19 protein-coding genes and 1 tRNA gene are annotated in these 21,989 nt (G+C 50.7%); 11 read left to right on the forward strand and 9 right to left on the reverse strand.

Annotated features, from left to right (window positions below):
• Nucleotides 1-385 precede the first annotated feature (385 nt).
• Nucleotides 386-1,234 carry an iron-containing redox enzyme family protein gene (locus SPK40_RS05845; protein ID WP_248139641.1) on the forward strand — a complete coding sequence of 283 codons (849 nt, stop codon included), beginning with the start codon at nt 386-388 and terminating at the stop codon, nt 1,232-1,234.
• The gene (locus tag SPK40_RS05850; RefSeq protein WP_248139639.1) at nt 1,231-1,875 is read left to right on the forward strand and encodes a hypothetical protein; all 645 of its coding nucleotides are present in this window, start codon (nt 1,231-1,233) and stop codon (nt 1,873-1,875) included. The genes SPK40_RS05845 and SPK40_RS05850 overlap by 4 nt, the downstream gene beginning before the upstream one ends.
• Nucleotides 1,876-2,317: 442 nt before the next feature.
• Here the strand turns inward: SPK40_RS05850 and SPK40_RS05855 are convergent.
• Nucleotides 2,318-2,408, reverse strand: a tRNA-Ser gene (locus tag SPK40_RS05855).
• Nucleotides 2,409-2,558: 150 nt separating this feature from the next.
• Nucleotides 2,559-3,458, reverse strand: coding sequence for a DMT family transporter (locus SPK40_RS05860; protein ID WP_330959738.1), 900 nt, complete (start codon nt 3,456-3,458; stop codon nt 2,559-2,561).
• A gap of 105 nt (nt 3,459-3,563) precedes the next feature.
• On the opposite strand from SPK40_RS05860, the gene SPK40_RS05865 reads away from it, so the two are divergent.
• On the forward strand, nt 3,564-5,039 hold the full coding sequence (locus SPK40_RS05865; RefSeq protein ID WP_330959739.1) for an aminotransferase-like domain-containing protein: 1,476 nt from the start codon (nt 3,564-3,566) through the stop codon (nt 5,037-5,039).
• Nucleotides 5,036-6,172 (forward strand): PQQ-dependent sugar dehydrogenase, encoded by a 1,137-nt coding sequence (locus SPK40_RS05870; protein ID WP_330959740.1) that lies wholly within the window; start codon nt 5,036-5,038, stop codon nt 6,170-6,172. The genes SPK40_RS05865 and SPK40_RS05870 overlap by 4 nt, the downstream gene beginning before the upstream one ends.
• A gap of 36 nt (nt 6,173-6,208) precedes the next feature.
• Here the strand turns inward: SPK40_RS05870 and htpX are convergent, their stop codons facing one another.
• Complete coding sequence (gene htpX / locus SPK40_RS05875) at nt 6,209-7,087, reverse strand: protease HtpX (RefSeq protein WP_248139632.1); 879 nt, start codon at nt 7,085-7,087, stop codon at nt 6,209-6,211.
• Nucleotides 7,088-7,385: 298 nt separating this feature from the next.
• Between htpX and SPK40_RS05880 the strand changes: the two genes are divergently transcribed.
• Nucleotides 7,386-7,541, forward strand: a complete 156-nt coding sequence (locus SPK40_RS05880; protein WP_248139630.1) for a hypothetical protein — start codon at nt 7,386-7,388, stop codon at nt 7,539-7,541.
• A gap of 144 nt (nt 7,542-7,685) precedes the next feature.
• On the forward strand, nt 7,686-8,345 hold the full coding sequence (locus SPK40_RS05885) for a hypothetical protein (RefSeq protein WP_330959741.1): 660 nt from the start codon (nt 7,686-7,688) through the stop codon (nt 8,343-8,345).
• A 59-nt stretch (nt 8,346-8,404) separates the two neighbouring features.
• Here SPK40_RS05885 and bioD read toward each other — a convergent pair whose 3' ends face one another.
• Genes bioD through bioB form a run of 4 tightly spaced genes read right to left on the reverse strand, consistent with a single transcriptional unit; the run spans nt 8,405 to nt 12,127 of the window.
• A complete protein-coding gene (gene bioD / locus SPK40_RS05890; protein ID WP_330959742.1) occupies nt 8,405-9,103 on the reverse strand; it encodes a dethiobiotin synthase in 699 nt (232 codons plus the stop codon).
• Nucleotides 9,096-9,923 (reverse strand): malonyl-ACP O-methyltransferase BioC, encoded by an 828-nt coding sequence (gene bioC, locus SPK40_RS05895; RefSeq protein WP_248139624.1) that lies wholly within the window; start codon nt 9,921-9,923, stop codon nt 9,096-9,098. Before bioC ends, bioD begins: the two co-directional genes overlap by 8 nt.
• Complete coding sequence (gene bioF / locus SPK40_RS05900; RefSeq protein WP_330959743.1) at nt 9,892-11,088, reverse strand: 8-amino-7-oxononanoate synthase; 1,197 nt, start codon at nt 11,086-11,088, stop codon at nt 9,892-9,894. The genes bioC and bioF overlap by 32 nt, the downstream gene beginning before the upstream one ends.
• Nucleotides 11,078-12,127, reverse strand: coding sequence for a biotin synthase BioB (gene bioB / locus SPK40_RS05905; protein WP_330959744.1), 1,050 nt, complete (start codon nt 12,125-12,127; stop codon nt 11,078-11,080). Before bioB ends, bioF begins: the two co-directional genes overlap by 11 nt.
• A gap of 146 nt (nt 12,128-12,273) precedes the next feature.
• Here bioB and bioA point away from each other — a divergent pair, with 146 nt between their 5' ends.
• Complete coding sequence (bioA, locus tag SPK40_RS05910; RefSeq protein ID WP_330959863.1) at nt 12,274-13,578, forward strand: adenosylmethionine--8-amino-7-oxononanoate transaminase; 1,305 nt, start codon at nt 12,274-12,276, stop codon at nt 13,576-13,578.
• Nucleotides 13,579-13,723: 145 nt separating this feature from the next.
• Nucleotides 13,724-14,293, forward strand: coding sequence for an LON peptidase substrate-binding domain-containing protein (locus SPK40_RS05915; RefSeq protein ID WP_248139617.1), 570 nt, complete (start codon nt 13,724-13,726; stop codon nt 14,291-14,293).
• Nucleotides 14,294-14,298: 5 nt separating this feature from the next.
• Here SPK40_RS05915 and SPK40_RS05920 read toward each other — a convergent pair whose 3' ends face one another.
• A complete protein-coding gene (locus tag SPK40_RS05920; protein ID WP_330959745.1) occupies nt 14,299-14,673 on the reverse strand; it encodes a thiol-disulfide oxidoreductase DCC family protein in 375 nt (124 codons plus the stop codon).
• Nucleotides 14,674-14,774: 101 nt separating this feature from the next.
• Entirely contained in the window at nt 14,775-15,992 is a 1,218-nt protein-coding gene (mlc, locus tag SPK40_RS05925) for a sugar metabolism global transcriptional regulator Mlc (RefSeq protein ID WP_248139614.1), read from the reverse strand.
• Nucleotides 15,993-16,267: 275 nt separating this feature from the next.
• Between mlc and queE the strand changes: the two genes are divergently transcribed.
• The 3 genes from queE to asnS all read left to right on the forward strand — a co-directional run bounded on the left by queE (nt 16,268) and on the right by asnS (nt 21,600).
• Entirely contained in the window at nt 16,268-16,936 is a 669-nt protein-coding gene (gene queE / locus SPK40_RS05930) for a 7-carboxy-7-deazaguanine synthase QueE (protein WP_248139613.1), read from the forward strand.
• 189 nt (nt 16,937-17,125) lie between these two features.
• Nucleotides 17,126-19,987, forward strand: coding sequence for a hypothetical protein (locus SPK40_RS05935; RefSeq protein ID WP_330959746.1), 2,862 nt, complete (start codon nt 17,126-17,128; stop codon nt 19,985-19,987).
• 212 nt (nt 19,988-20,199) lie between these two features.
• Nucleotides 20,200-21,600, forward strand: coding sequence for an asparagine--tRNA ligase (gene asnS, locus SPK40_RS05940; RefSeq protein ID WP_330959747.1), 1,401 nt, complete (start codon nt 20,200-20,202; stop codon nt 21,598-21,600).
• The last annotated feature ends 389 nt before the right edge of the window (nt 21,601-21,989 follow it).

Raw genomic sequence — 21,989 nt, forward strand, 5'->3', positions numbered from 1 at the left:
TGTCACCCTATTCGTGTAATAGCAACAAAGTCATTTGCATTTTGTGCCGAGGAACCTTGATAAAAGAGGTTATCGTTGAGAAAGGACATAAGGACTGAAAACGTTCGATGCAGTGGGAACTACACATGCATAGAGGGTTTGTATTGATTCAGTTATTGAATCATCACCAGTCATAAGATAGGGCAAGTGGACATTTTCTTCATTTTGAAAATCCCCTCTTTAAATGATGAAAGACTCAATTTTCTGCGGCGAAGTTCTCTTTGAAGCAAAAAAGTGCATTACATTTTCAATTGGGTTCCGACAGAATTCCAGAAAATATGACAGGAAAGTTCTTTGGCGTGCCGGCAAACATAAGATGTTCTTAAATTCACAAGGAGCACTAATCATGTCTATTCAATCTTATGACGAAATCCAATCAAAATTTGACATTTTATCTGTCCTTCATCACGAAGAGGAAACGGTAGGAAAATTAAATAAGCTAACATCAATATTAGATAATCTTTCCGAAAAACAAATTGAGGAAGAAACACTAAAACTTAAACAAAAAATGCATAACTCTTCAGGTTTCACTAAAAGAATCATTGAACATGCAACATCTTTGCATCAAGAATATGTAAGTCTAGTAAATCAGCTCTCGTTATCTGGAAAAGTTAACACGGAATCCTTATCAAATTACTTTATTCAAGGATGGTATCACACAAGTTACACAACCCGTTTTGAACACATGTTCACAGCTTTACTCAACGAAGAAAAGCTCCAAGACACAAACAGCCATGGGAATAAATTCACAAAATTAATCGAGCATGGTATTGATGAAGAGGAGGGACATGAATTATGGGCACTACAGGATATTATATCTCTTGGTGTAAAAAATGATATCGACCCACTTTATGATGTTTTTCCTGAAACAAAAGCAATCGTCTGGTCACAACATGATCGCCTAACTCGCTTACCCGCTATTGGATTTTTGGGGTACTCATTTTATTTGGAGCTCCTCATTGCGACTGAATCATATGGTTTATTAAATGTATTGAATAAGTGCTTAAACACCACACCCAAAGATCATAAATTCATTTACTACCACTATCTTGTAGATCAAGGCCATGCCATTGACAATATTGAACTATTTGATCGTATTGTACACACAGAAAAAGATTTTAATGAAATTATCGACAATATGAACTTTATTCACACAATGTATTACAGACTTACCGAAAAATCGTTTCAATCATGAAATTAAAATTTATCACCTCAAATTATGATCAAGAAGAATACCAAATTGGTCATAGATTAGCAAAACGTGTCTATCAAAGGGCCTGGGGGACAAAATCGCTATCAGATGATCATTCAGCATCAGTTATAGCGATGTTAAACAGCGAGGTTGTGGGAAATTTATGCATTCACCTTAGAAACCAAAAATTACCATGCGAAAATTATTTTCATTTCCAAAATGAGATAGAAAAAGATGTACTTGTTGCTGAACTTTGCAGTCTTGCTATTGCAGTTGAAACGCCAAAACAAGTAAGAAATGATATCCTCTTAGGTTTGATTTCAGCAGTAAATACTTTTGGTATTGTTCACAACATTTCTAAATATTACACCATACAACGGATAAGTTTATTGTCTAGATTAAAAGTCAAATTAAATTATCCATTTCATCAGGTTGATGAAGCAATACCAATTACTGCCGCTCAACCGAATGATAGCTACTGGAGAAACAATCAAACACCTAAATTATACTCTATTGATAACACTGATCCGCAAACGATGAAATCTAGTTTACAATCTATCGCCTTTCTTAACCGACGAGGCTGTACTTGGGTTGATCAAACAAGGAAATCAAATGATTTTCAGAAGATTATTAAAGTGGCATGATGATAAAATATTAAACGACTGGCAAAGGACTTCAAAAAAACAGTGCCTTTTCCTCATTACGATCACAGCTTTAGTTTATTTATTGGTCATACTATTTCTTAACTCCAGATTAGAAGTATCTCTTATGACCTTTGCTTTAGGACTGGTTTTTGGAGCAAACTTTGAGAAGTTAATTCAGCTCAGAATGAGAGAAAAAATAAAGAATTAAACGATTAATTCTTAACGATAAGCCACCCAAAACGGTGGCTTAAGTTGTTACACATTGACCTGACTGATGTAAGAAATCAGTGCTCGTCGATCCGCGCCCCTGCGGGCGTTGCCTAAAGGCAACGTGGTCTCGCTTTGCTCGGCTGAACCCTCACTAGGCTTCTTCACTCTATCTCTATCGTGCCAAGGTTCAGATGAAAAAAAACCGCTGAGAGTTCAGCGGTTTTTTTAAATGTGGCGGAGAGATAGGGATTTGAACCCTAGATACGCTATTAACGTATGCCGGTTTTCAAGACCGGTGCTTTCAACCACTCAGCCATCTCTCCGTAAGTGGTGCGCATAATACCCAGCCGATTCGATGTTGTAAATACCCCACTGAACTGACTGCGCAGATGATCGCCAATCTGATACAACCCATACCAATTTGCTGTGGTTTTCATCAGAAACGAGCTTCTTCTTGCACCTCTCCCAGCCCCTCACCGGGCAGATGCCAGGGCTTTTTCCGGTGTGAATTTGCTTTTGGGTTTTCGCATCACCAAATAAACCGCCATGGCTGCCAGCAAAAAACCCAGCGCGCTGAATGCATCAAAGGTTTCATTGAACACCAGCCAGGCTTCCAGCGCAGTGACCGGCGGCACCAGATAAAACGTCGACGCGACTTTTGAAGCTTCCCCGTGCTTCACCATATAAAGCAGCAGCCAGACAGCGGTGACCGAAACACCCAACACCAGCCAGGCCAGTGTCAGAGAAAACGTGAGGTTCCATTCTATCTGCATGGTTTCGGCAGTGAGCATTACTGGTGCAAACACCATAGCCGCCATCATGTACTGATAAAGCGAACCGCCGACTAAATCGACCTGACTGCAATAGCGCTTCTGGTACAGTGTGCCCAGCGTGATCCCCAGCAAGGCCAATCCGGCACAGGCATAAGCCGCCAGTTGATGCGAGTCCTGCTGCCAGCTCATATTGCCCTGTAAAACCAAGGAAATACCCAGAATTCCCAGACACAACCCCAGCCATTGCGACAGCACCAGACGTTCCTGCCCCAGAAGCATCAGTATGATTGCCGTTAACACCGGTTGTAACCCGACCAGCAACGCACACAAACCCGCAGGCATCCCGAGGTAAATCCCGTAGTAAGTCCCGCCCAGGTACAGTCCGTGAATCAGCATCCCTGTCATGAAGCAATGGAACCGGGCTTTGCCTGTCGGCAGTGAAGACTTCAGAAACAAGGCCAGCACAGCGAAAATGGCGATATTTGCCAGCATCCGGACGAACAGGAAGGTTGCAGGTTCCGCATAGGGCAAACCAAAACGGGCACCGATAAAGCCGGTACTCCACAGCAATACAAAAATAAAAGGAATCAATCGGGCCACGCGCACCTCTGTCTGGCGGAATCCATCATATTTCACTACTCTATTTGGGTACAGACACAGTTAGTAGTGACAGTTTTATAAATTTATCAGGGTACAGATAAGCGCGTGGAAGCCAGTCATCAGCGATCAGACACCAAATATCAGCAGGTCATTGCAGAGCTTGAATTACGTCTTGAGCAGGGCGTTTATCAGGCCGGAGATAAGCTCCCTTCCATCCGGCAATTAAGCGGACAGTTAGGCGTCAGTAAAAATACGGTCATCCGGGCCTATCAGGAACTTGAAGCGAGCCTGAAAATCGAAGCGCATCCGCGTTCGGGGTATATCGTGACCGAATGTCCGCGTCTGGAAACTCAGCCGATTCAAACGCCGGGTTTTGTCGATTTGTTATCCCTGAGCCGGACGGTGTTACAAGACTCCCTGTCCCCCGCGTTGCTTCCAACCGGGAGTGCGCATCCGAACACCCACTTTCCGGCCATCACCTCGCTGTATGCTGAAATTGGTCGTCACAGCCGCTATCAGACTCACGTTCCCAGCCATTATCTGTTACCCCCGGGAGACGAGCAGCTGAGAAAACAACTGGTGACCGTGAATCAATGGCATGGCATCACAGCCTCCGCCAGTGAAATATTAATCACTCACGGTGCACAGCAAGGGATCAGTATGGCGCTGCAGGCCCTGACATCCCCGGGGGATACAGTCGTCATCGAATCGCCCTGTTATTTCGGTAACTTACTGTTGCTGGAATCACTGGGTCTGAAAGTGGTGGAAATCCCCTCCAGCCTGCAATCCGGTATGGATTTGCACCGGCTGTCACAGGCATTACAACAATGGCCGATTGCAGCCATACTGCTCAACCCGAGTTTTAATAACCCGACCGGCTCTGTCATGCCGCTCGCTGCCCGGCAACAATTACTCGCCATGACCCAAGGGATTCCGATTATTGAAGATGATGTGTTTGGCGATCTGGCCTACACCGGTCGGCCACCGACTTTGTACAGCATGGATGACAGCCATCGGGTGATTTACTGTAATTCTTTATCGAAGACGCTGGATTCCCGCCTGCGCATCGGCTGGCTGCTCGCCGGACGGTACCAGCCACAGATCGAAAAACGCCTGCTGGCAGACAATATGGGAAGCCTGAACCTGATGCAGTCGGCAGTGGCTGAATTTCTGAAAACCGGTAAGTACCGGACCCATCTGGGTAAAATCCGGCGCTTTTATCATCAAAATCAACGCCGGTTCAGCCAGTTACTTTGTACTGCACTCGATCGCTATCCATGGCTGACCGGTCGCTATCATCTCAATCTGGCCGATGGCGGATTTCTGTGCTGGCTGACACTCCCTGAGCAGGCAGACAGCGATATGCTTTATCAGCAGGCGCATCTGGCCGGTATCAGCATTTTGCCCGGCACGATGTTCAGTACGCTGGAAAACTATTGCCATTGCCTCAGGCTGAGTTATGCCGCTTTTGAAGACAACAAACGCTGGCATACAGGTATCGGGCAGCTGGCTGAGATCATCGCAGCTCACTTAAAACCGGGCAGCAAAATGGATGCAACACAGAAAAGGATGATGCAATGAAATCGTATCCCTTCACCTTCGCAGTCACCACAATCCTCCTCTGGACCCTGTTCAGCCTGCCGGCTCTGGCTTTCGGGCTGAAAGCCAAGGGAAGCAGTGAAGGCATGGCATATCAGATCGAACAAATCGCCGATGGCCTGCCGATCCCCTGGGGAATGACTTTCATTGATGACAACACGCTGCTGGTCACACTCAGGGAAGGCAAAGCCGTGCTGCTGGATGTCCGTTCCGGCCAGAGAAAAGCTGTCAGTGGTCTTCCGGAAGTGTACGCCCGCGGTCAGGGTGGCCTGCTGGATGTACAGCTGTCGCCGGATCCGGCAGCAAAAGAGTGGCTCTATTTCACCTACACCAAGCCCGTTCAGGGAGGTGGTGTCACGACGCTGGCCCGTGCCAGACTGTCCGGGCAAAGGCTCACTCAGTGGCAGGATTTGAAAGTCACCCGCTCACTCAGTGACACCAACCGGCACTTTGGCAGCCGGATCGCTTTTGACGGCCGGGGCCACGTTTTCTTCTCTGTCGGCGACCGGGGTCACCGCCCCAACGGGCAGGACCTGACCAACCACGCAGCCACTGTCATCCGGCTGAATCTGGACGGCAGTGTGCCGGAAGATAACCCGTTTACAGGCAGAAAGGATGCGTCTGCTGAAATCTGGAGTTACGGCCATCGCAATCCGCAAGGGCTGGCATACGACACAGCCAATCAGCGTTTGTGGGAAATTGAACATGGTCCGCGCGGCGGTGACGAAATCAACCTGATCCTGCCGGGCCGTAATTACGGCTGGCCGATTACCTCCCATGGAAAAGAATACTGGGGCCCGCTGGCAGTCGGTGAAGCCAGAGAAAAGCCCGGGATTGAATCGCCGGTCAAAGTGTATATTCCGTCCATCGCCCCCGGCAGTCTGTTGCTCTATCAGGGCGAGGCGTTTCCCGGCTGGAAGGGAAATCTGTTTGCAGGCGCACTGGTGTTACAGCATCTGAACCGGATCGTTCTGGATTCAAAAGGCAAACCAGTGAAAGAGGAAAGATTGTTTGAAGAGATAGGAGAAAGGATCCGCTCTCTGGTTCAGAGCAAAGAAGGCTATCTGTATTTTGCGACTGACAGCGGCAATCTTTATCGTATTCTGCCCAAATAAAAAAAGCCCCGGTTAACCGGGGCTTCATTCCATCCGTTACAGATGTTCACCACGACGCAGCGCGTCAATGCGCTTTTCCAGCGGCGGGTGGGTCATAAACAGTTCGGACAGTGATTTGCGGCCGTTAATCCCAAAGGCCATCATTGAGCCTTCCAGATGTGACTCCTGACTGACTTTCAGTCGCTCCAGCGCGGCAATCATTTTCTCTTTGCCAACCATACGGGCTGAACCTGCATCCGCCTTGAATTCACGATGGCGGCTATACCACATGGTAATGATGCTCGCGAGGAAACCAAACAGCACTTCCATGATGGTGGAGACAATGAAATAAGTCATGAAGCTGCCGCCTTCACCCTCTTCGTTGTTATTGTTCATGCCGCTGACGGCACCCGCAATAATCCGAGAAATGAAAATAACGAAGGTGTTCACCACCCCCTGAAGCAACGTCATGGTTACCATGTCGCCATTGGCAATATGGCTGACTTCATGTGCCAGCACCGCTTCTGCTTCATCAGGCGACATGCTGTGCAGTAAACCTGTTGATACTGCGACCAGCGAATCATCACGTTTAGCACCCGTAGCGAAAGCATTGATGTCGGGTGAATCATAAATCGCCACGGTCGGCATGCCGATGCCAGCCTGTTTGGCCTGCCGTGCAACGGTTTCTACCAGCCAGTATTCCGATTCATTGCGCGGATGTTCAATCACCATGCCGCCAACCGAACGCAGAGCCATCGATTTCGACATGAAAAGGGAAATCAGGGAACCACCAAAACCAAACAACACAGCCATCACCAGCAAGCCATTCAGGCTGCCCGGTTGCAAGTCTGTGACTGCGTACACAATATTGAGCACAATACTGAACACAAACATGACGGCCAGGTTCGTCGCCAGGAACAAGGCAATTCGTTTCATACCTTTTTATCTCCAACAAAGGTCAAAATGTCAGTTACTTATACGCTTTAAGACATTCACGTATCAGTGATATACCCAAGTGACCTCAGAGACTTGGGTATAACGTTATTTATAGTATGGTCGTTTAATCTGAAAACAAGCGAAAGCGGGAAATTGTTACTTTTCGTAAGTCGCTGCGGACCCTGGTTTTTCATCCTGACCCGCGAACGTCTTAGACTTTGGTCGTATTGTTTAAAAGGGTGCCATTCACTATTGTCATGAGGTATATGATTTCGCTCAGTATCTGAAAGGAGGCAAGATGGCTGACCATGAAAATTACCAAGTTGCAATTGATATCCTGCGCTGTCACCTTGGCATGACTGCAGAAGAAGCCTGCGCTGAACTCGGTATCGATCCTGCTGCTTCGCAACCTGCCGAAGCCATTGCCCCGCTCTCGGGACTGAACGCAAACTAATTCCTGTATTAAGTGCTAGATCCAAAGCCTCCTTTCCGGAGGCTTTGTCATTTTTACGCCATAATGATGTAAATACAGTTTCCATTCAGAGTGATTGTGTGATACTTATCCCAAAAATTATTTTGAACACTGTACAGGTAAACTATGAAAAAGCTCTATTCGCACACTCTGGATAGTGCACAATCGCAGACCAACACACGTCCGCTCCTGATCACAATCGCGCTCTTTATGGCGGTTGCCGTGATCACGGCGGTGGCGGCTTTCATCATTCAGATTGAGATTTTGCAATTTAGCGGCAACCTCGGTGAAGACTCCCTTGTTGAATACGCTCAGGAACTATATCTCGCACTCAGCAGCGGTCTCTTTGCAGCAGTTGCCGTCAAAAAAAGTGACATCCGTGGATTTGCACTCCTGGTTGCTGCATTTTTCATGGTTCTGCTGATTCGGGAACTGGATGGCGTCTTTGACCTGATTCGGCATGGTTTCTGGAAGGTACCGGCGGTCTTGGTTGCAGTCGCAGGCATTGCCTACGCCTATCAGCATCCGCAAAGTACGCAAACACCTCTGTCTAAATACAGCAAGCATGCCAGTTTTGGACTGATGATTGGCGGTATGGCCACCCTGATGGTTTTCTCACGTTTGTTCGGAATGAGCGAACTCTGGCAAACCGCCATGCAGGATAACTACGTCCGGGAAGTGAAAAATCTGGCTGAAGAAGGAGTTGAACTTCTGGGTTACAGCCTGATTCTTGCCGCCTCGGCCTGGTACTGCCTGCCGAAACTGGTCCGCAAAAAACAAGGCTGACAAATACAGGGCATATCATTGTGCCTGAATAATAAAGCCGCCTGACGGGCGGCTTTATTTCACAAGGTTGCGGATGCAGGGAAACCCAATAGGTCCAGATTCAGATATTCGGTTAAATCTCTTTTTGCAATATCGGGCAGATGCGGGATCTCACCCAGCTTGGGTGCAGGCAGCATTGCTTCCAGATACTTCAGATTCTCGTCATAACAGCTGGTCTCCGGATCAACCAGATTCGCGATCCAGCCCACCAGCGTCAATCCATCTCGTTCAATGGCTTCCGCTGTCAGCATCGCATGATTCAGACATCCCAGCTTGACGCCGACCACCAGAATCACCGGCAGATTTTCCTGCTTCACCCAATCCGAGAATTTTGTGGTCTCAGACAACGGAACCCGCCAGCCGCCCGCGCCTTCGACAAACACCAGATCCGATTTCTCTTTCAGACGGTGCAAACCGTCAGATAAATTGTCCGGAGAAATCGCCACACCAGCCTGTTTCGCTGCAATGTGTGGTGCAATCGGCGGTTCAAAGGTAAATGGATTCACCTCTTCATACGCTAACTCCGGTTTGGAAGCAGCCTGTAAGTACAGCGCATCACTGTTTCTCATGCCGTACACGGTTAATGTACTGCCTGATGCAACAGGCTTAAAACCAGCCGTCCGGTAACCAGACTTCACCCCGGCAGCGATCAATGTTCGCGTCACCACCGTTTTTCCGGCGTCGGTATCTGTTCCTGTCACAAAGAAAGCACTAGTCATTGTTCAAGACTCCAAAACAAACCTGATATGTGGCTGGTAATTGACCTGTATGGTCACGAAATTTGGCATAGGCCTGCTCTATTAAATTCAGCGTCGTGCGTCCGAACAAGCCTTGACGGCGATGCTGTGATAGATGCGTCGCTCCGATGCCTTTCAAATCTTTCATCAGTGCCATTGCGCTGTCGTAATGCATCACCACAGGCGCCACAGCCAGCTGAAAATCCGTAAATCCGGCCCGTTCAACCGCCTGAATCAGCACAGATTCACTTTCGTACTGATTGACATGCAGCCCCTGATCAACTGCCTGCCAGGAATGCTGCAGCTCTGACAGAGAACCTTCCGCCAGGGTTGTAAAACCAATCACGCCACCGGGTTTCACCACGCGCTTCAGTTCTTGCAAAGGCACAGTGAGATCACGGCACCACTGTAACGCCAGGCTGGAGAAAGCTGCGTCAAACGTATTGTCCGCAAAGGGTAATGCTTCCGCATCGGCATGCCGGAACTCCCCCAGCCCCTGGCAACGTGCCTGAGCCTGTTCCAGCATTTGAGAAGACAGATCAACCGCCGTCGTCTGGTACTGCAATGCCTGTAACTGCCGGGTGAAATAACCGGTTCCGCATCCGACATCCAGCCAGTGACTGGCGTGAGCAAAGACCGGCAGTTGTTCCAGCAACCGATGACCGACCAGTCGCTGAAATGCCGCAGACTGATCATATTGTCTGGCCGCCTTACCGAAACTGGCTGCAATCGCCTGTTTTTCCGCAGACGGGTTCACCGGATTCAAAGGTTCAACCCGGCTGTTCTGACGGATTTGCTGCATCCTGTACCTCTTCAAAAGACGCATTCAATTGTGTCGCGAATTCTCTGACCTGATCTTCATCATGCCTGGCTGTCAGTGTAATTCTCAGCCGGGCCTGATTGACCGGCACTGTTGGCGGGCGTATCGCCGACACCCAAAAACCTTTTTCTGCCAGTGAAGCGGATAAAGTGAGCGCCCGCTCACTACTGCCCATCAGGACCGGTTTGATTGGCGTTGCAGTCGAGACCAGCCCGACTTCCGGCAGCAGGGTTTCTTCCAGAATGGCGCCCAAAGCCAGCAATTTTTCCCGGCGCCAGTCGCCAGCCTGTACCAGATCGCAAGCCGTACACAGTGCATGCGCCTGCGCAGGTGGCATCGCTGTCGAGTAAATATAGTGACGGGCAAACTGAATCAGGTATTCGGCAACCTCCTGGCTGCAAAGCACGGCTGCCCCCTGCATCCCGAAGGCTTTCCCAAAGGTCACAATCAAGATGTCCGGCTGAATACCGGCTTGCTGACAGCTGCCGCGTCCTTCATCACCGAGAATGCCGCACCCGTGCGCATCATCGACCATGAACCAGCTCTGGCTGGCTTGACAAAGCGCTGAAATATCGGCCAGCGGTGCCTGATCACCATCCATACTGAACACACCTTCAGTCACCACCAGCCGGGCAGATGCTTCATTCGTGTTTGCAGTCAGCATTTTATGCAGTGCAATCACATCATTGTGGGCAAATCGGCGCATGTTCGCCGGAGACAGCATGCCGGCTTCCATCAAAGAAGCATGATTCAGCTTATCCTGAATCAGGAAATCCCCTTTCTCGAGCAATGCAAACAGTACAGCCTGATTGGCACTGAAACCTGTGCTGAACAGCAGGGCCCTTTCAAAACCCAGCCATTCAGCCAGCCGGGTTTCCAGCGCCTGATGCGGTGTATGATGTCCGGTCACCAGCGGTGAAGCGCCACTGCCGGCACCATACTTGGACAGTCCCTGTTGCCAGGCTGCGATCAATGCCGGGTCTTGTGCCAGACCGAGGTAATCATTACTGGAAAAGTTCACGCTGGGTTGTGTGCAGTCCGTCCACCGGACTGAAGACGCCTGTCTTGTCAGGATCTTCCGCTGGCGATACAAGCCCTGCGCCTGTCGCAGGTTCAGGGCCTGAGTGATACGAGACTTAAGAGGCATCGTAGAAGAGATCACCGGCAGCCGGACGCGAAGCAACGCGCTGAGCGACCTGACCTAACAGTTCCTGTGCCTGTACTTCATCCGGCTTCGCTGCTTTTTCCTGGCGGTTAATCCCCAGTTTTCTGAACAGCTGCATGTCTTTGTCTTCTTCCGGGTTCGGCGTGGTCAGCAGCTTACAACCGTAGAAAACAGAGTTGGCTCCCGCCATAAAGCAAAGGGCCTGAGTTTCTTCACTCATACCTTCACGGCCAGCCGAAAGACGCACGGCAGACTTTGGCATCATGATCCGCGCGACAGCAATAATGCGGACAAAATCGAGCGGATCCACATCGTCCACATTCTCCAGCGGTGTGCCTTTCACTTTCACCAGCATGTTGATTGGCACACTTTCCGGGTGAACCGGCAGATTGGCCAGTTCAGCCAGCAGACCAGCGCGGTCACGGGCACTTTCGCCCATCCCGATAATACCGCCGGAACAAATCTTCATGCCCGCATCACGGACATGAGACAACGTGTCGAGACGGTCTTGATAAGTACGGGTGGTGATGATGTTGCCGTAATACTCCGCCGAAGTATCCAGGTTGTGGTTGTAGTAGTCGAGCCCGGCTTCAGCCAGTGTGTTGGCCTGGTCGCCGGTGATCATGCCCAGCGTCATGCAGGTTTCCAGCCCCATGGCCTTCACGCTACGCACCATATCCAGCAGATAAGGCATATCGCGCTCTTTCGGGTTTTTCCAGGCCGCTCCCATACAAAAACGCGTGGCGCCGGAGCTTTTCGCTTTCTGCGCAGCATCCAGTACCTGCTCAACTTCCATCAGGCGTTCACGATCGACATCAGTACGATAGTGCGCGCTTTGCGGACAGTACTTGCAGTCTTCAGGGCAGGCACCGGTTTTAATCGACAGCAGGGTACTGACCTGCACTTTGTTGGGTTCATGGTACTGACGGTGAACCTGCTGTGCTTCAAACACCAGATCCATGAATGGCTTTTCAAACAGCGCCTGAACTTCCGCAATGCTCCAATCGTGTCTCACTTCCACGTGTAAACCTCTTTCGTTGTTCTTATGGCCCGGAGAATTGCAGTGATAACCGCACGGATTCAACGGGTTTCAATGTTTGCAAGTCTACTTTGAGCAAGTACACTGTCAACCATAAAGAAAACACAAGGTTTACATCTGTGCAAAATATCAACACAAAACAAAACACCTCCAACCAGTTTTCAGCTTCGGAGACGGATCTTGAGTACGATCGCCAGCATGTCTGGCATCCCTACACCTCCACCCTGACCCCTTTGCCCTGCTATCCGGTCAGCCACGCGGAAGGCGTCCATTTGTATCTGGAAGACGGCCGCCAACTCATTGACGGTATGTCTTCCTGGTGGGCAGCAATTCACGGTTACAATCACCCGGTCCTGAATCAGGCCGCCAAAGATCAGCTCGACAAGATGTCGCATGTCATGTTCGGCGGCATCACGCATCAGCCTGCGGTTGAGCTGTGCCGGAAACTGGTCGAACTGTCACCGGCGCCGTTGCAGCAGGTCTTTCTGGCCGATTCCGGTTCTGTTTCTGTGGAAGTCGCCCTGAAAATGGCCCTGCAGTACTGGCATGCCAAAGGTGAGCGCCGGGCAAAATTCCTCACCCTGAAACACGGCTATCACGGAGATACCTTCGCGGCGATGTCGGTGACCGATCCGGATAATTCAATGCACAGCCTTTATAAAGGTTTCCTGCCGGAGCACATTTTTGCCGAATCACCCGAAACGGGTTTCCATGAGGCATGGAACGAAAACGATATCTCCGACTTAGCCGCTAAACTCGAAGCACATCATCAGGATATTGCCGCAATCATTCTGGAACCTGTCGTTCAGGGCGCCGGAGGGATGCGTATTTATCACCCGACTTATCTGCGCCGTGTCCGCGAGTTGTGTGATGACTTCGGTGTCTTACTGATTGTCGACGAAATCGCGACTGGCTTTGGCCGTACCGGAAAGCTCTTTGCTTGCGAACATGCCGGGATCAGCCCGGACATTATGTGTGTCGGGAAGGCTCTGACCGGCGGTTACATGACACTGGCGGCAACACTAACCACCAAGCAGGTTGCAGATACGGTGTGCAGCGGTGAAGCCGGTTGCTTTATGCATGGCCCGACCTTCATGGGCAATCCGCTGGCCTGCGCCGTTGCCAACGCCAGCCTGTCATTGCTGGAAACGGGTGACTGGCAGCATCAGGTCAGCGGGATTGAACAACAGCTGTCGCAATTACTGCCCCGGGTCGGCCAGTCTGAGAAAGTCAAAGCCGTCCGCTGGCTGGGTGCCATCGGTGTCGTTGAATTATATGAGCCGGTGGATATGGTCCGGATTCAGAAAAGTTTTGTAGACAATGGTGTCTGGATTCGCCCGTTTGGCAGACTTATCTACATCATGCCGCCTTTTGTAATTGATAATCAGCAGCTTGAGAAACTGGTTTTCGCTATTTTGCAATCGCTGCAGTAATATCGAAAAACAGACAAGGCATCACCTTTGAACAGATATACTCATAAAAAGAGCCAAATCAGGGCTGAAACCCGTAATTCTGAAGACATCCCGTCCAGAAAGACAGACAGCCCTATCAAAGTTGACGTCATAAAGGCTAAGTATTATGCAGTTACCCCTTTTCCCGCTCCGGCTTTATGTATTACCGGGAGGTGTCAGTAAGCTGCGGATTTTCGAACCTCGCTATACCCGGTTAGTGACGCTTGCGATGTCCTCAGGAAATGGTTTCGGCCTGTGCATGAAAGATGGTGATTCACTTTGCCATTTCGGAACGCGGGTCGAAATCACCGATTTCGAACAATTACCTGACGGGTTGCTCGGCATCACCATAAAAGGGGTAGAGAAATTCGTGATTAACAATCACTGGCAGGAAAAAGACGGCCTGAGATTTGGCGAAGTCAGCTTGATCAAAAACTGGGCCCCCAGCAGCGCACGGTTTATTGATCGCCACATCGCCAACAGCCTGGAAGCCCTGTTTGAGGAATATCCGGACTATGCGGAGAACTACCCGGATCCGGATTTCGCCAACATGGCCTGGGTCTGCCAGCGCTGGCTGGAAATTCTGCCCCTGGAAACCAACCAAAAGCAATGGTTTATGAGCCGGAATGATCACCGTGCGGCTTTGTCATTCCTGCATAATGTCATCGACGAAGAACTCAGACACGAAGATCTCTGACGATTTCAGCCACGGCCCTCACGGGCCAGTCGCTGATCGACCATACGGCGATAGATAGCCGATAACAGATGACGGATCCCCGGCAGTCCCATCAGAAATGCAACCGGCCGGAGCCACCATACCTGATTCAGTAACAGCATGTAGGCATCCATTTCCCGGTGAACAATCCCCTGCTGATCCTGTACATGCAATTCCCGTAACGCTTTTTCCGGAGATATGCCCAGCGCTTTCAGTGCTTCATCCTGGCCGGTGATGTCATACCACTCCACCAGTTCCGGATGACGGCTGAGCCAGGATTCATACCATGCCCTGTCCCGCACACAGCTTGGGCAGGAACCGTCATAAAAAACCCGAATCCGTTTCATGTCTTTGACCTCCAAGCCATGTTCCTTCTCTAAGTCTGGCTGAACCCAATAAAAAACGCAGCCATCGCTATCGAAATAAGCAGTGGCTGCGCTGCATGATTCGTGTCAGGAAAAGTTTATCCTTCCTCGATCAGTTTCAGTAACAGATGTCCGTCATACATTGCCTGCTTCACCAGAGCCGCAGCCGGCATGGTGGCCTGGGTGTAAAAACTGGTTTCTTCAATCCGCAGATCCTGGTTATAAACCGGCAGGGACTGACTCTTCACACATTCCATAATCGCCGGATACAGAACACTTTTCGCCTGATTGAACTCTCCGCCAATCAGGATCTTCTCCGGATTAAACAAGTTCACCATAATGGCAATTGCCCGGCCAAGGTTGAAACCCAGTTCGGTGATGACCCGGAACGCCAGCGGATCCCCCTGCACTGCCGCCTCACAGATATTTTCGATGGTCAGCGCCTGCCCATAGAGCACAGAAGCTTCACCCAGCGTTAACCCGGTTTTAACCTGATCTCTCACCGCCTGCAAACTGGCGACGGTTTCCAGACATCCTTTATTCCCGCAATGGCAAGGCAATCCATCCGGTTTAATCTGGATATGACCAAGCTCACCAATATTACCGATCCGGCCCTGAAGCACCTGATTATCAAGGATAATGCCTGCCCCGACGCCGTGATGTACTGAAATCAGAATCGAGTTTGCCACATCATTCGCATTGCCAAATAACTGCTCCGCCAATGCCCAGGAACGGGTGTCGTTACCGATGAAGACCGGCAGTCCCGTGGCCTCATGAATGGCAGGTCCCAGCGGCAGGTCTTTTACCTCGTAATGAGGCATCTGCAACACCAGTCCTTTTTCCGAATTCACCAGCCCCGGCAGAGAAACAGCAATGGCGGTGATCCGATCCAGTAACTTGGCATGCCGGGCAAAGAATGAATCAATCTCAGACAGCAGCTTATTCAGGACATCATCCTGTTTCAGCTCCGCGATGTCCTGTCTCTCTTCGAACAGAATATCGCCGCCCTGCTCGTGCAGAGCAATCGTCAGATAACCGCGACCCAGCCGGATGCCCAGAAACTGCCAGCCATCATTATCCGGGACCAGACCGATTGCCGGGCGCCCCCGGCTGCCGGATTCCAGAATTTCAGCTTCTTTGATCAGGTGGCCATCAAACAGCTCACGGGTAATTTTGGTGATACTGGCGGGCGCCAACTGACTTTTCTTCGACAGTTCAATCCGGGAAATCGGGCCGTACTGATCGATGAGTTTGTAGACGCTGCCGGCATTATTTCTTTTGATGTGATCGATGTGACCGGGCTGAGCGACATACATGCGCGGACTTCCTCTGACAATATATAGGTATGAAGAGTATGGAATTTTTTTACAGTGCGAACTAATTGTGAAGCGACTTATGCCAAGGGCGTGAGCCCAGTCACGACAAACGTATACCTTTTCAGCCCATCTCTGCCGTTGTCACTGTGCTGCTTCAAATACAATGGGAATGGAGACAATCCGTTCAGGTTTTGACATAATACGCGCCCTTCAGCGTTCAGGGTACCTGAAACTGCCCGTTTTCACGTTAATTAGTCAGATGTTTTGAGGTCGTCGTGTACAAAATCAATGAAATCTTTGAAACCATTCAGGGAGAAGGTGTTTTCACTGGTGTGCCGGCCATTTTTGTCCGTTTACAGGTCTGCCCGGTTGGCTGTGCCTGGTGTGATACCAAGCAGACCTGGAGTGCCGAGCCTCAGGACGAAGTGAACGTGCAGACCATGATCGCTAAAAAAGAAGACGCGCCGACCTGGACCGCACTGGATGCCGGCGGCATTGTGCAGGTCCTCAAAGATCAGGGCTACACCGCCCGGCATGTGGTGATCACCGGCGGAGAACCTTGTCTGTACGACCTGCGCCCGTTAACTGAAGCCCTGGAAGACCATGGATTCCGCTGTCAGATTGAAACCAGCGGCACCTATGATGTTCTCGCCACTGAGGCAACCTGGGTCACCGTTTCACCGAAGATCAATATGAAAGGGAAACTGCCGGTCCTTGTGTCAGCACTCGAACGTGCCAATGAAATCAAACACCCGGTCGGTACCCAAAAAGACATAGACCAGCTTGATGCGCTGCTGGCAGGCGTCAGTCTGAAAGAAGATGTTACGATTGCGCTGCAACCGATCAGCCAGAAACCCCGAGCCACTGAGTTGTGCATTCAGACCTGTATTGCACGGAACTGGCGCCTGTCAATTCAGACACACAAATATCTGTCGATTGCCTGATTTTTCAGGCATCACCCGGTTCCCCCGAATCGCTGTCTCAATTCTCAGACGCTGTCTCAAGGGCTGAGACAGCCTGTCTGGTTTAACAATTACCTACTTCCGCCTTACCTATACTCACCCCAAACACGAAACCAAACGCACACCATGTTTGGTCAAAAAATACAGCATTTATCGTTCAGGGGAAGGATTATGCGCGCCTATCTGATGATTGGCCTGAGCCTGCTATTGGCTGGCCTGCTTTCTGCGTGTGGTGGTGGCAGCGGCGAGGCTGGCATCAAGCCTGCCGAATTACCACCCGTCAAAACCAGTTTCACCGTCACGGTTGATCTTCCCGCCGGCCTGAATACCGCTCAGCAAGGGAACCACTGGGATCTGATCAGCAAGGCCTATGCGGCGACGCCCACATTGTTACAGGACAACTTCGCAGTGCTGATCCTGAACAGCCAGGGCAAAGTCATGGGACAGACTGAGATTACGGATTTCCAGCAGGATGACAGCAATTACACCATCACTGTCCAGAGCCCGCTCCTGCTGCAGGGCGTTCTGGTGCTTGATCTGGATGGCCCGCCTCAGTTTGCCATCGGTGATCGCCTGCCAACAGATTTGTTCCTGACCCCGCTAACCGATACTGAAATCGCGCTGTCTCTGAAAACGACCCTCGCCTATCAGGCACTGGTGAAACGGGTGGTGAAAGATGGTAACTGGGGAATATTCAGCCAAACGGTCAGCAATCCGGGAAACCTCGACGTCCGGAATGCGGGGGATTTTATCAATGAGCTGGCCGATGAGCTGAGTGTCACGCTGATCCCCAAACTCGGTCTGAACGGTGTCAACCTGAGCACGCTGATGTCGCTGACTGTGGTCAATGACATTCTGGAAGGGGTCATGACCCGTAAGTACACAGAAATGACCGCACAGAAAGACACCATCCAGACAATTTTCAATGCCGGTTTCTGGCGTCTGCACAGCCAGAGTTCCCTCGATGGCAGCAAACTTGAAGCCGATATGATGGACTTCAACAGCCCGGATACAGCAACCAATGAAACACGTCAGGTCGACTGGCAGTGGCAAAAAAATGGTGACAACGATGTCAGCCTGACGGAAGCCTTTACGTATTTCAGTGAACAACCGCTGGTCCAGTTCGATCAAAAAGAAGACGCCATCCAGGGTCAGATTCTGACTGGCTCCGGCTGGAAAGACCTTTACGAATATTTCAAAGTACTGATTTCTTCCAGCAACACCGCAATTGTCACCGATGCCGGTCTTGAAGAAAGCGATGACCGCAACGTGACGATCCGGGTCAATTCTTATCCCCTGTCCGGGCAAAACATGCATGATTTTCTGACCACAAAAGAAAATCACTTCATGACCCGCTATGTGCCGGGTACCGCAGCCTTTTCAGACGGTGCGATGGGGTATTACTTCACCTGGAGTCCGGACACCACCCGGATGCTGCTCTGCAAAACCAATGTCAGCGGAGACCAATGTACCGTAGCGCCCAAAGGGAACCCGACTGTGCCTTACACCACGCTGGAAGACATGGTTGCCGTTGAAGATGCCGGCAGTTTTGAGCAGGTGAATGGCTACCATCTGACCGACAATGTGGTGCTCGAATTTGTCTTTAACAATACCCATCGCGTCAATTACTGGGTCAATGTCGGCGGCGATGGCTGGATGGTGGTTGAAACCGGGATATGGTCGCCTGTCACCGTTCTGGAAAAACAAATGTTCCAGTTTGCCGTCCCAGATGTCATTCAGCAGTTGGCAAACCGCTATCCCTTCGACACACCATACTTATTCCTGGTAGTCGACAATGGTGCAGTCCATCAGGGAGAGGCCATTCTGAAAGATGATGATTTCCATTTTGCCGGTTTCAACCATGCCGCCAAAGAGCAGATCTACGCAGTTACCTCACGCGCGAACTTACCGCCTTTCGGCGACTGTACATTCGGCGATACTGCACCGGCAACCGAAGACCAGTTCCTCAATGCGGTCACGGAATGTGGCGGGGATGACCGCTTCACCACAGATGGTGTCAACGCCATGGTCAATCAGCATCTGGTGCAAATCTCAACCGAAGCAGACAGCCTGGGTGAACTGGAAGCAATCATCCTTAAAAGTGACAACACCTGGGAATATTACCTCAATACAGTACTTCAGCCCGGCACGGCCAACCGGCAGTGGCAGCTCAATGAAAATGGCTTCCTGCGCCTGACTGAAGACAGCACGGACAGCTTCAGCGACTACCAGCTCTGGGCAATGACACATAAAAAGAATGAGACTCGTCCGATCCTGGCCGTGAAAACCTTCAGCCAGAAAGACATGGGCGGCGCAAATGAAACAGAAATCAGCCATCTGATGACCAAGCAGTATGTGCCAAACACCCTGGCGGCCTGTACGGCCAGTGACTCCGGCTGGAACACCAGTACCCAAATGCCGTCATCCGCAAAAACCAAAACAGAGTACGAGAGCCAGTCGGCCAGCTGTGTCGTCAGTTGGGAAAGCCGGACACCCCGCTTCACGCAAAATATGCTGGCCGGAAAAGCACTGGTCTTCAACAGCGACACGTCCCGTCATCTGATTCTGAACAACCAGGCGGACAGTCAGGCCGGATTCAATACGGGCAGCTACAGAGACAGTGACGGCTGTGGTTTCAGCATTCCGGTTCGGTGGAAACTGGAAGCCGATGGCACCCTGTATTACGAAAATGCCATGGCACAGGCTGATATTGATGCCACATTCAGCAACGGCGCGAAAAAATTCCCGACCGGTGATTTCCGGGAATGGCTGAAAGTCTCTGACACCGACGGTCGAACTCTGACCATCAAAGGGTTCAATCACTTCACGCGCTGGGAAAGTGCCAGCCCGGCCCTGAGCGCCGAACAGGGGGAAATGTGGAGCGATGTCGTCACCCTCATCCCCGCCGGGGATGCCCCTGCCGTCACAGTGCAGGAACCGACAGACCCGCCGCAACCCGGCAGCCCCTTCCCGGGCACTGTGCTCCGCGACGGACAAACGTGTAATCTCACACCACCGCCGGCGACACCATAACCCCCGGCTCCGGCAGTCATGCAATGGCTGCCGGACTTATTTTGGGGCACTCAGTGATTACTAAATCAACACAAAAACCGGCACAATGTGATTATTTCCCATCATCACATGCATCAAGGCTTGATGCCTGAGACGAGACAGGTAATATTGCTGTTTTGGACTGTAAATAAAGCACAGCACTCAGTCGTGCCTCAACGGAGAATAATTACATCATGACTTACGCGCCTGTTTCAGACGTACTGAGCGGTAAAATCGCGGTTGACAGTGAAATCACTGTTCGCGGTTGGATTCGTTCACGTCGGGATTCCAAAGCCGGAATCTCTTTCCTTGCCATCTATGACGGCTCTTGTTTCGACCCGATTCAGGCCGTGGTCCCGAATGAACTGAATAATTACCAGGAAGAAGTTCTGAAACTGACGACGGGTTGTTCAGTAGAAGTCACCGGTAAGGTGGTTGAATCTCCGGCACAGGGCCAGGATTTCGAACTGGCAGCAACGGCTGTGAAAGTGGTGGGCTGGGTTGATGACCCGGATACTTACCCAATGGCAAAAACACGCCATTCCATCGAATACTTACGTGAAGTGGCACACCTGCGTCCGCGTACCAACGTGATTGGTGCGGTTGCCCGTGTGCGTAACTGCCTGTCTCAGGCGATTCACCGTTTCTACCACGAGCAGGGTTTCTTCTGGACTTCAGCGCCCCTGATCACTGCTGCTGACGCAGAAGGTGCCGGCGAGATGTTCCGCGTATCGACGCTGGATCTGGAAAACCTGCCTCGCACCGAGCAAGGCAAAGTTGATTTCAACGAAGATTTCTTCGGTAAAGAAACCTTCCTGACCGTCTCCGGCCAGCTGAACGCCGAAGCTTATGCCTGTGCGCTGAGCAAGGTTTACACCTTCGGTCCGACGTTCCGTGCTGAAAACTCCAATACCAGCCGCCACCTGGCCGAGTTCTGGATGGTTGAACCGGAAGTTGCATTTGCAGATCTGAATGACGTCGCCAAACTGGCGGAAGACATGCTGAAGTATGTCTTCAAAGCCGTACTGGCAGAGCGTCGCGACGATCTGGAATTCTTCGCACAGCGCATCAACAAAGAAGCCATCACCCGTCTGGAGCAATTTGTTGATTCTGACTTTGCACAGGTAGATTACACCGATGCCATCGATATCCTGAAAGCGTCCGGCCGTGAGTTCGAATTTGACGTTGAGTGGGGTATCGACCTGTCTTCTGAGCACGAGCGCTATCTGGCGGAAGAACACTTCAATGCACCGGTGATTGTGAAAAACTATCCAAAAGACATCAAAGCCTTCTACATGCGCCTGAACGAAGACGGCCGCACTGTGGCAGCGATGGATGTTCTGGCACCGGGTATTGGTGAAATCATCGGTGGTGCACAGCGTGAAGAACGTCTGGATGTTCTGGATGAGCGCATGCGTGCAATGAACATCGATCCGGAAGACATGAACTGGTACCGCGATCTGCGCCGTTACGGCACAGTCCCACACGCGGGCTTCGGTCTGGGCTTCGAGCGTCTGGTGTCTTACGTGACGGGTATGGCGAACGTTCGTGACGTGATCCCATTCCCGCGTACACCACGTTCTGCCAACTTCTGAGCCGTTTTCCTTCCAGCGCTCAGCTGTTCTTCAAAGCCCTGCTGTCGCAGGGCTTTTTACTATCCCTGCTCTTGCAGATGGTACAAGAAATGAACAATCACCCACAACCTTCAAGGTTTTATACTTCCTTCCTAAACAATCAGTCAAAATTGACGCATTAGCTTTACAGCTTGGACACGCTGACGCTTTGGAAAAGTGTTGCGCTTCAGAATGGAATACTGCCTGTAACTATCGATAATAATCGCTCAATTTAGCTTTGCTTACTTTTTGACACGCTAAATGTCTATTTTTTGAAGCGATTCAAATCCCCGTCAATTGCAGTATGTCACTCAACACCTGTCATCTAGAGTTGAGTCAGACGTGTCACAAAAAAAAGCAGCTCACTGCCC

Source organism: Photobacterium sp. 53610 (assembly GCF_036409375.1).
Classification (GTDB): domain Bacteria; phylum Pseudomonadota; class Gammaproteobacteria; order Enterobacterales; family Vibrionaceae; genus Photobacterium.

Coding starts and splice junctions, on each gene's coding strand:
- htpX (WP_248139632.1), bottom strand. CDS start 7,087: ATGAAACGAATTGCCTTGTTCCTGGCGACGAACCTGGCCGTCATGTTT.
- mlc (WP_248139614.1), bottom strand. CDS start 15,992: ATGTATGTCGCTCAGCCCGGTCACATCGATCACATCAAAAGAAATAAT.
- bioD (WP_330959742.1), bottom strand. CDS start 9,103: ATGACTAGTGCTTTCTTTGTGACAGGAACAGATACCGACGCCGGAAAA.
- SPK40_RS05870 (WP_330959740.1), top strand. CDS start 5,036: ATGAAATCGTATCCCTTCACCTTCGCAGTCACCACAATCCTCCTCTGG.
- SPK40_RS05915 (WP_248139617.1), top strand. CDS start 13,724: ATGCAGTTACCCCTTTTCCCGCTCCGGCTTTATGTATTACCGGGAGGT.
- bioC (WP_248139624.1), bottom strand. CDS start 9,923: ATGCAGCAAATCCGTCAGAACAGCCGGGTTGAACCTTTGAATCCGGTG.
- SPK40_RS05880 (WP_248139630.1), top strand. CDS start 7,386: ATGGCTGACCATGAAAATTACCAAGTTGCAATTGATATCCTGCGCTGT.
- SPK40_RS05885 (WP_330959741.1), top strand. CDS start 7,686: ATGAAAAAGCTCTATTCGCACACTCTGGATAGTGCACAATCGCAGACC.
- bioF (WP_330959743.1), bottom strand. CDS start 11,088: ATGCCTCTTAAGTCTCGTATCACTCAGGCCCTGAACCTGCGACAGGCG.
- SPK40_RS05850 (WP_248139639.1), top strand. CDS start 1,231: ATGAAATTAAAATTTATCACCTCAAATTATGATCAAGAAGAATACCAA.
- SPK40_RS05845 (WP_248139641.1), top strand. CDS start 386: ATGTCTATTCAATCTTATGACGAAATCCAATCAAAATTTGACATTTTA.
- SPK40_RS05935 (WP_330959746.1), top strand. CDS start 17,126: ATGCGCGCCTATCTGATGATTGGCCTGAGCCTGCTATTGGCTGGCCTG.
- asnS (WP_330959747.1), top strand. CDS start 20,200: ATGACTTACGCGCCTGTTTCAGACGTACTGAGCGGTAAAATCGCGGTT.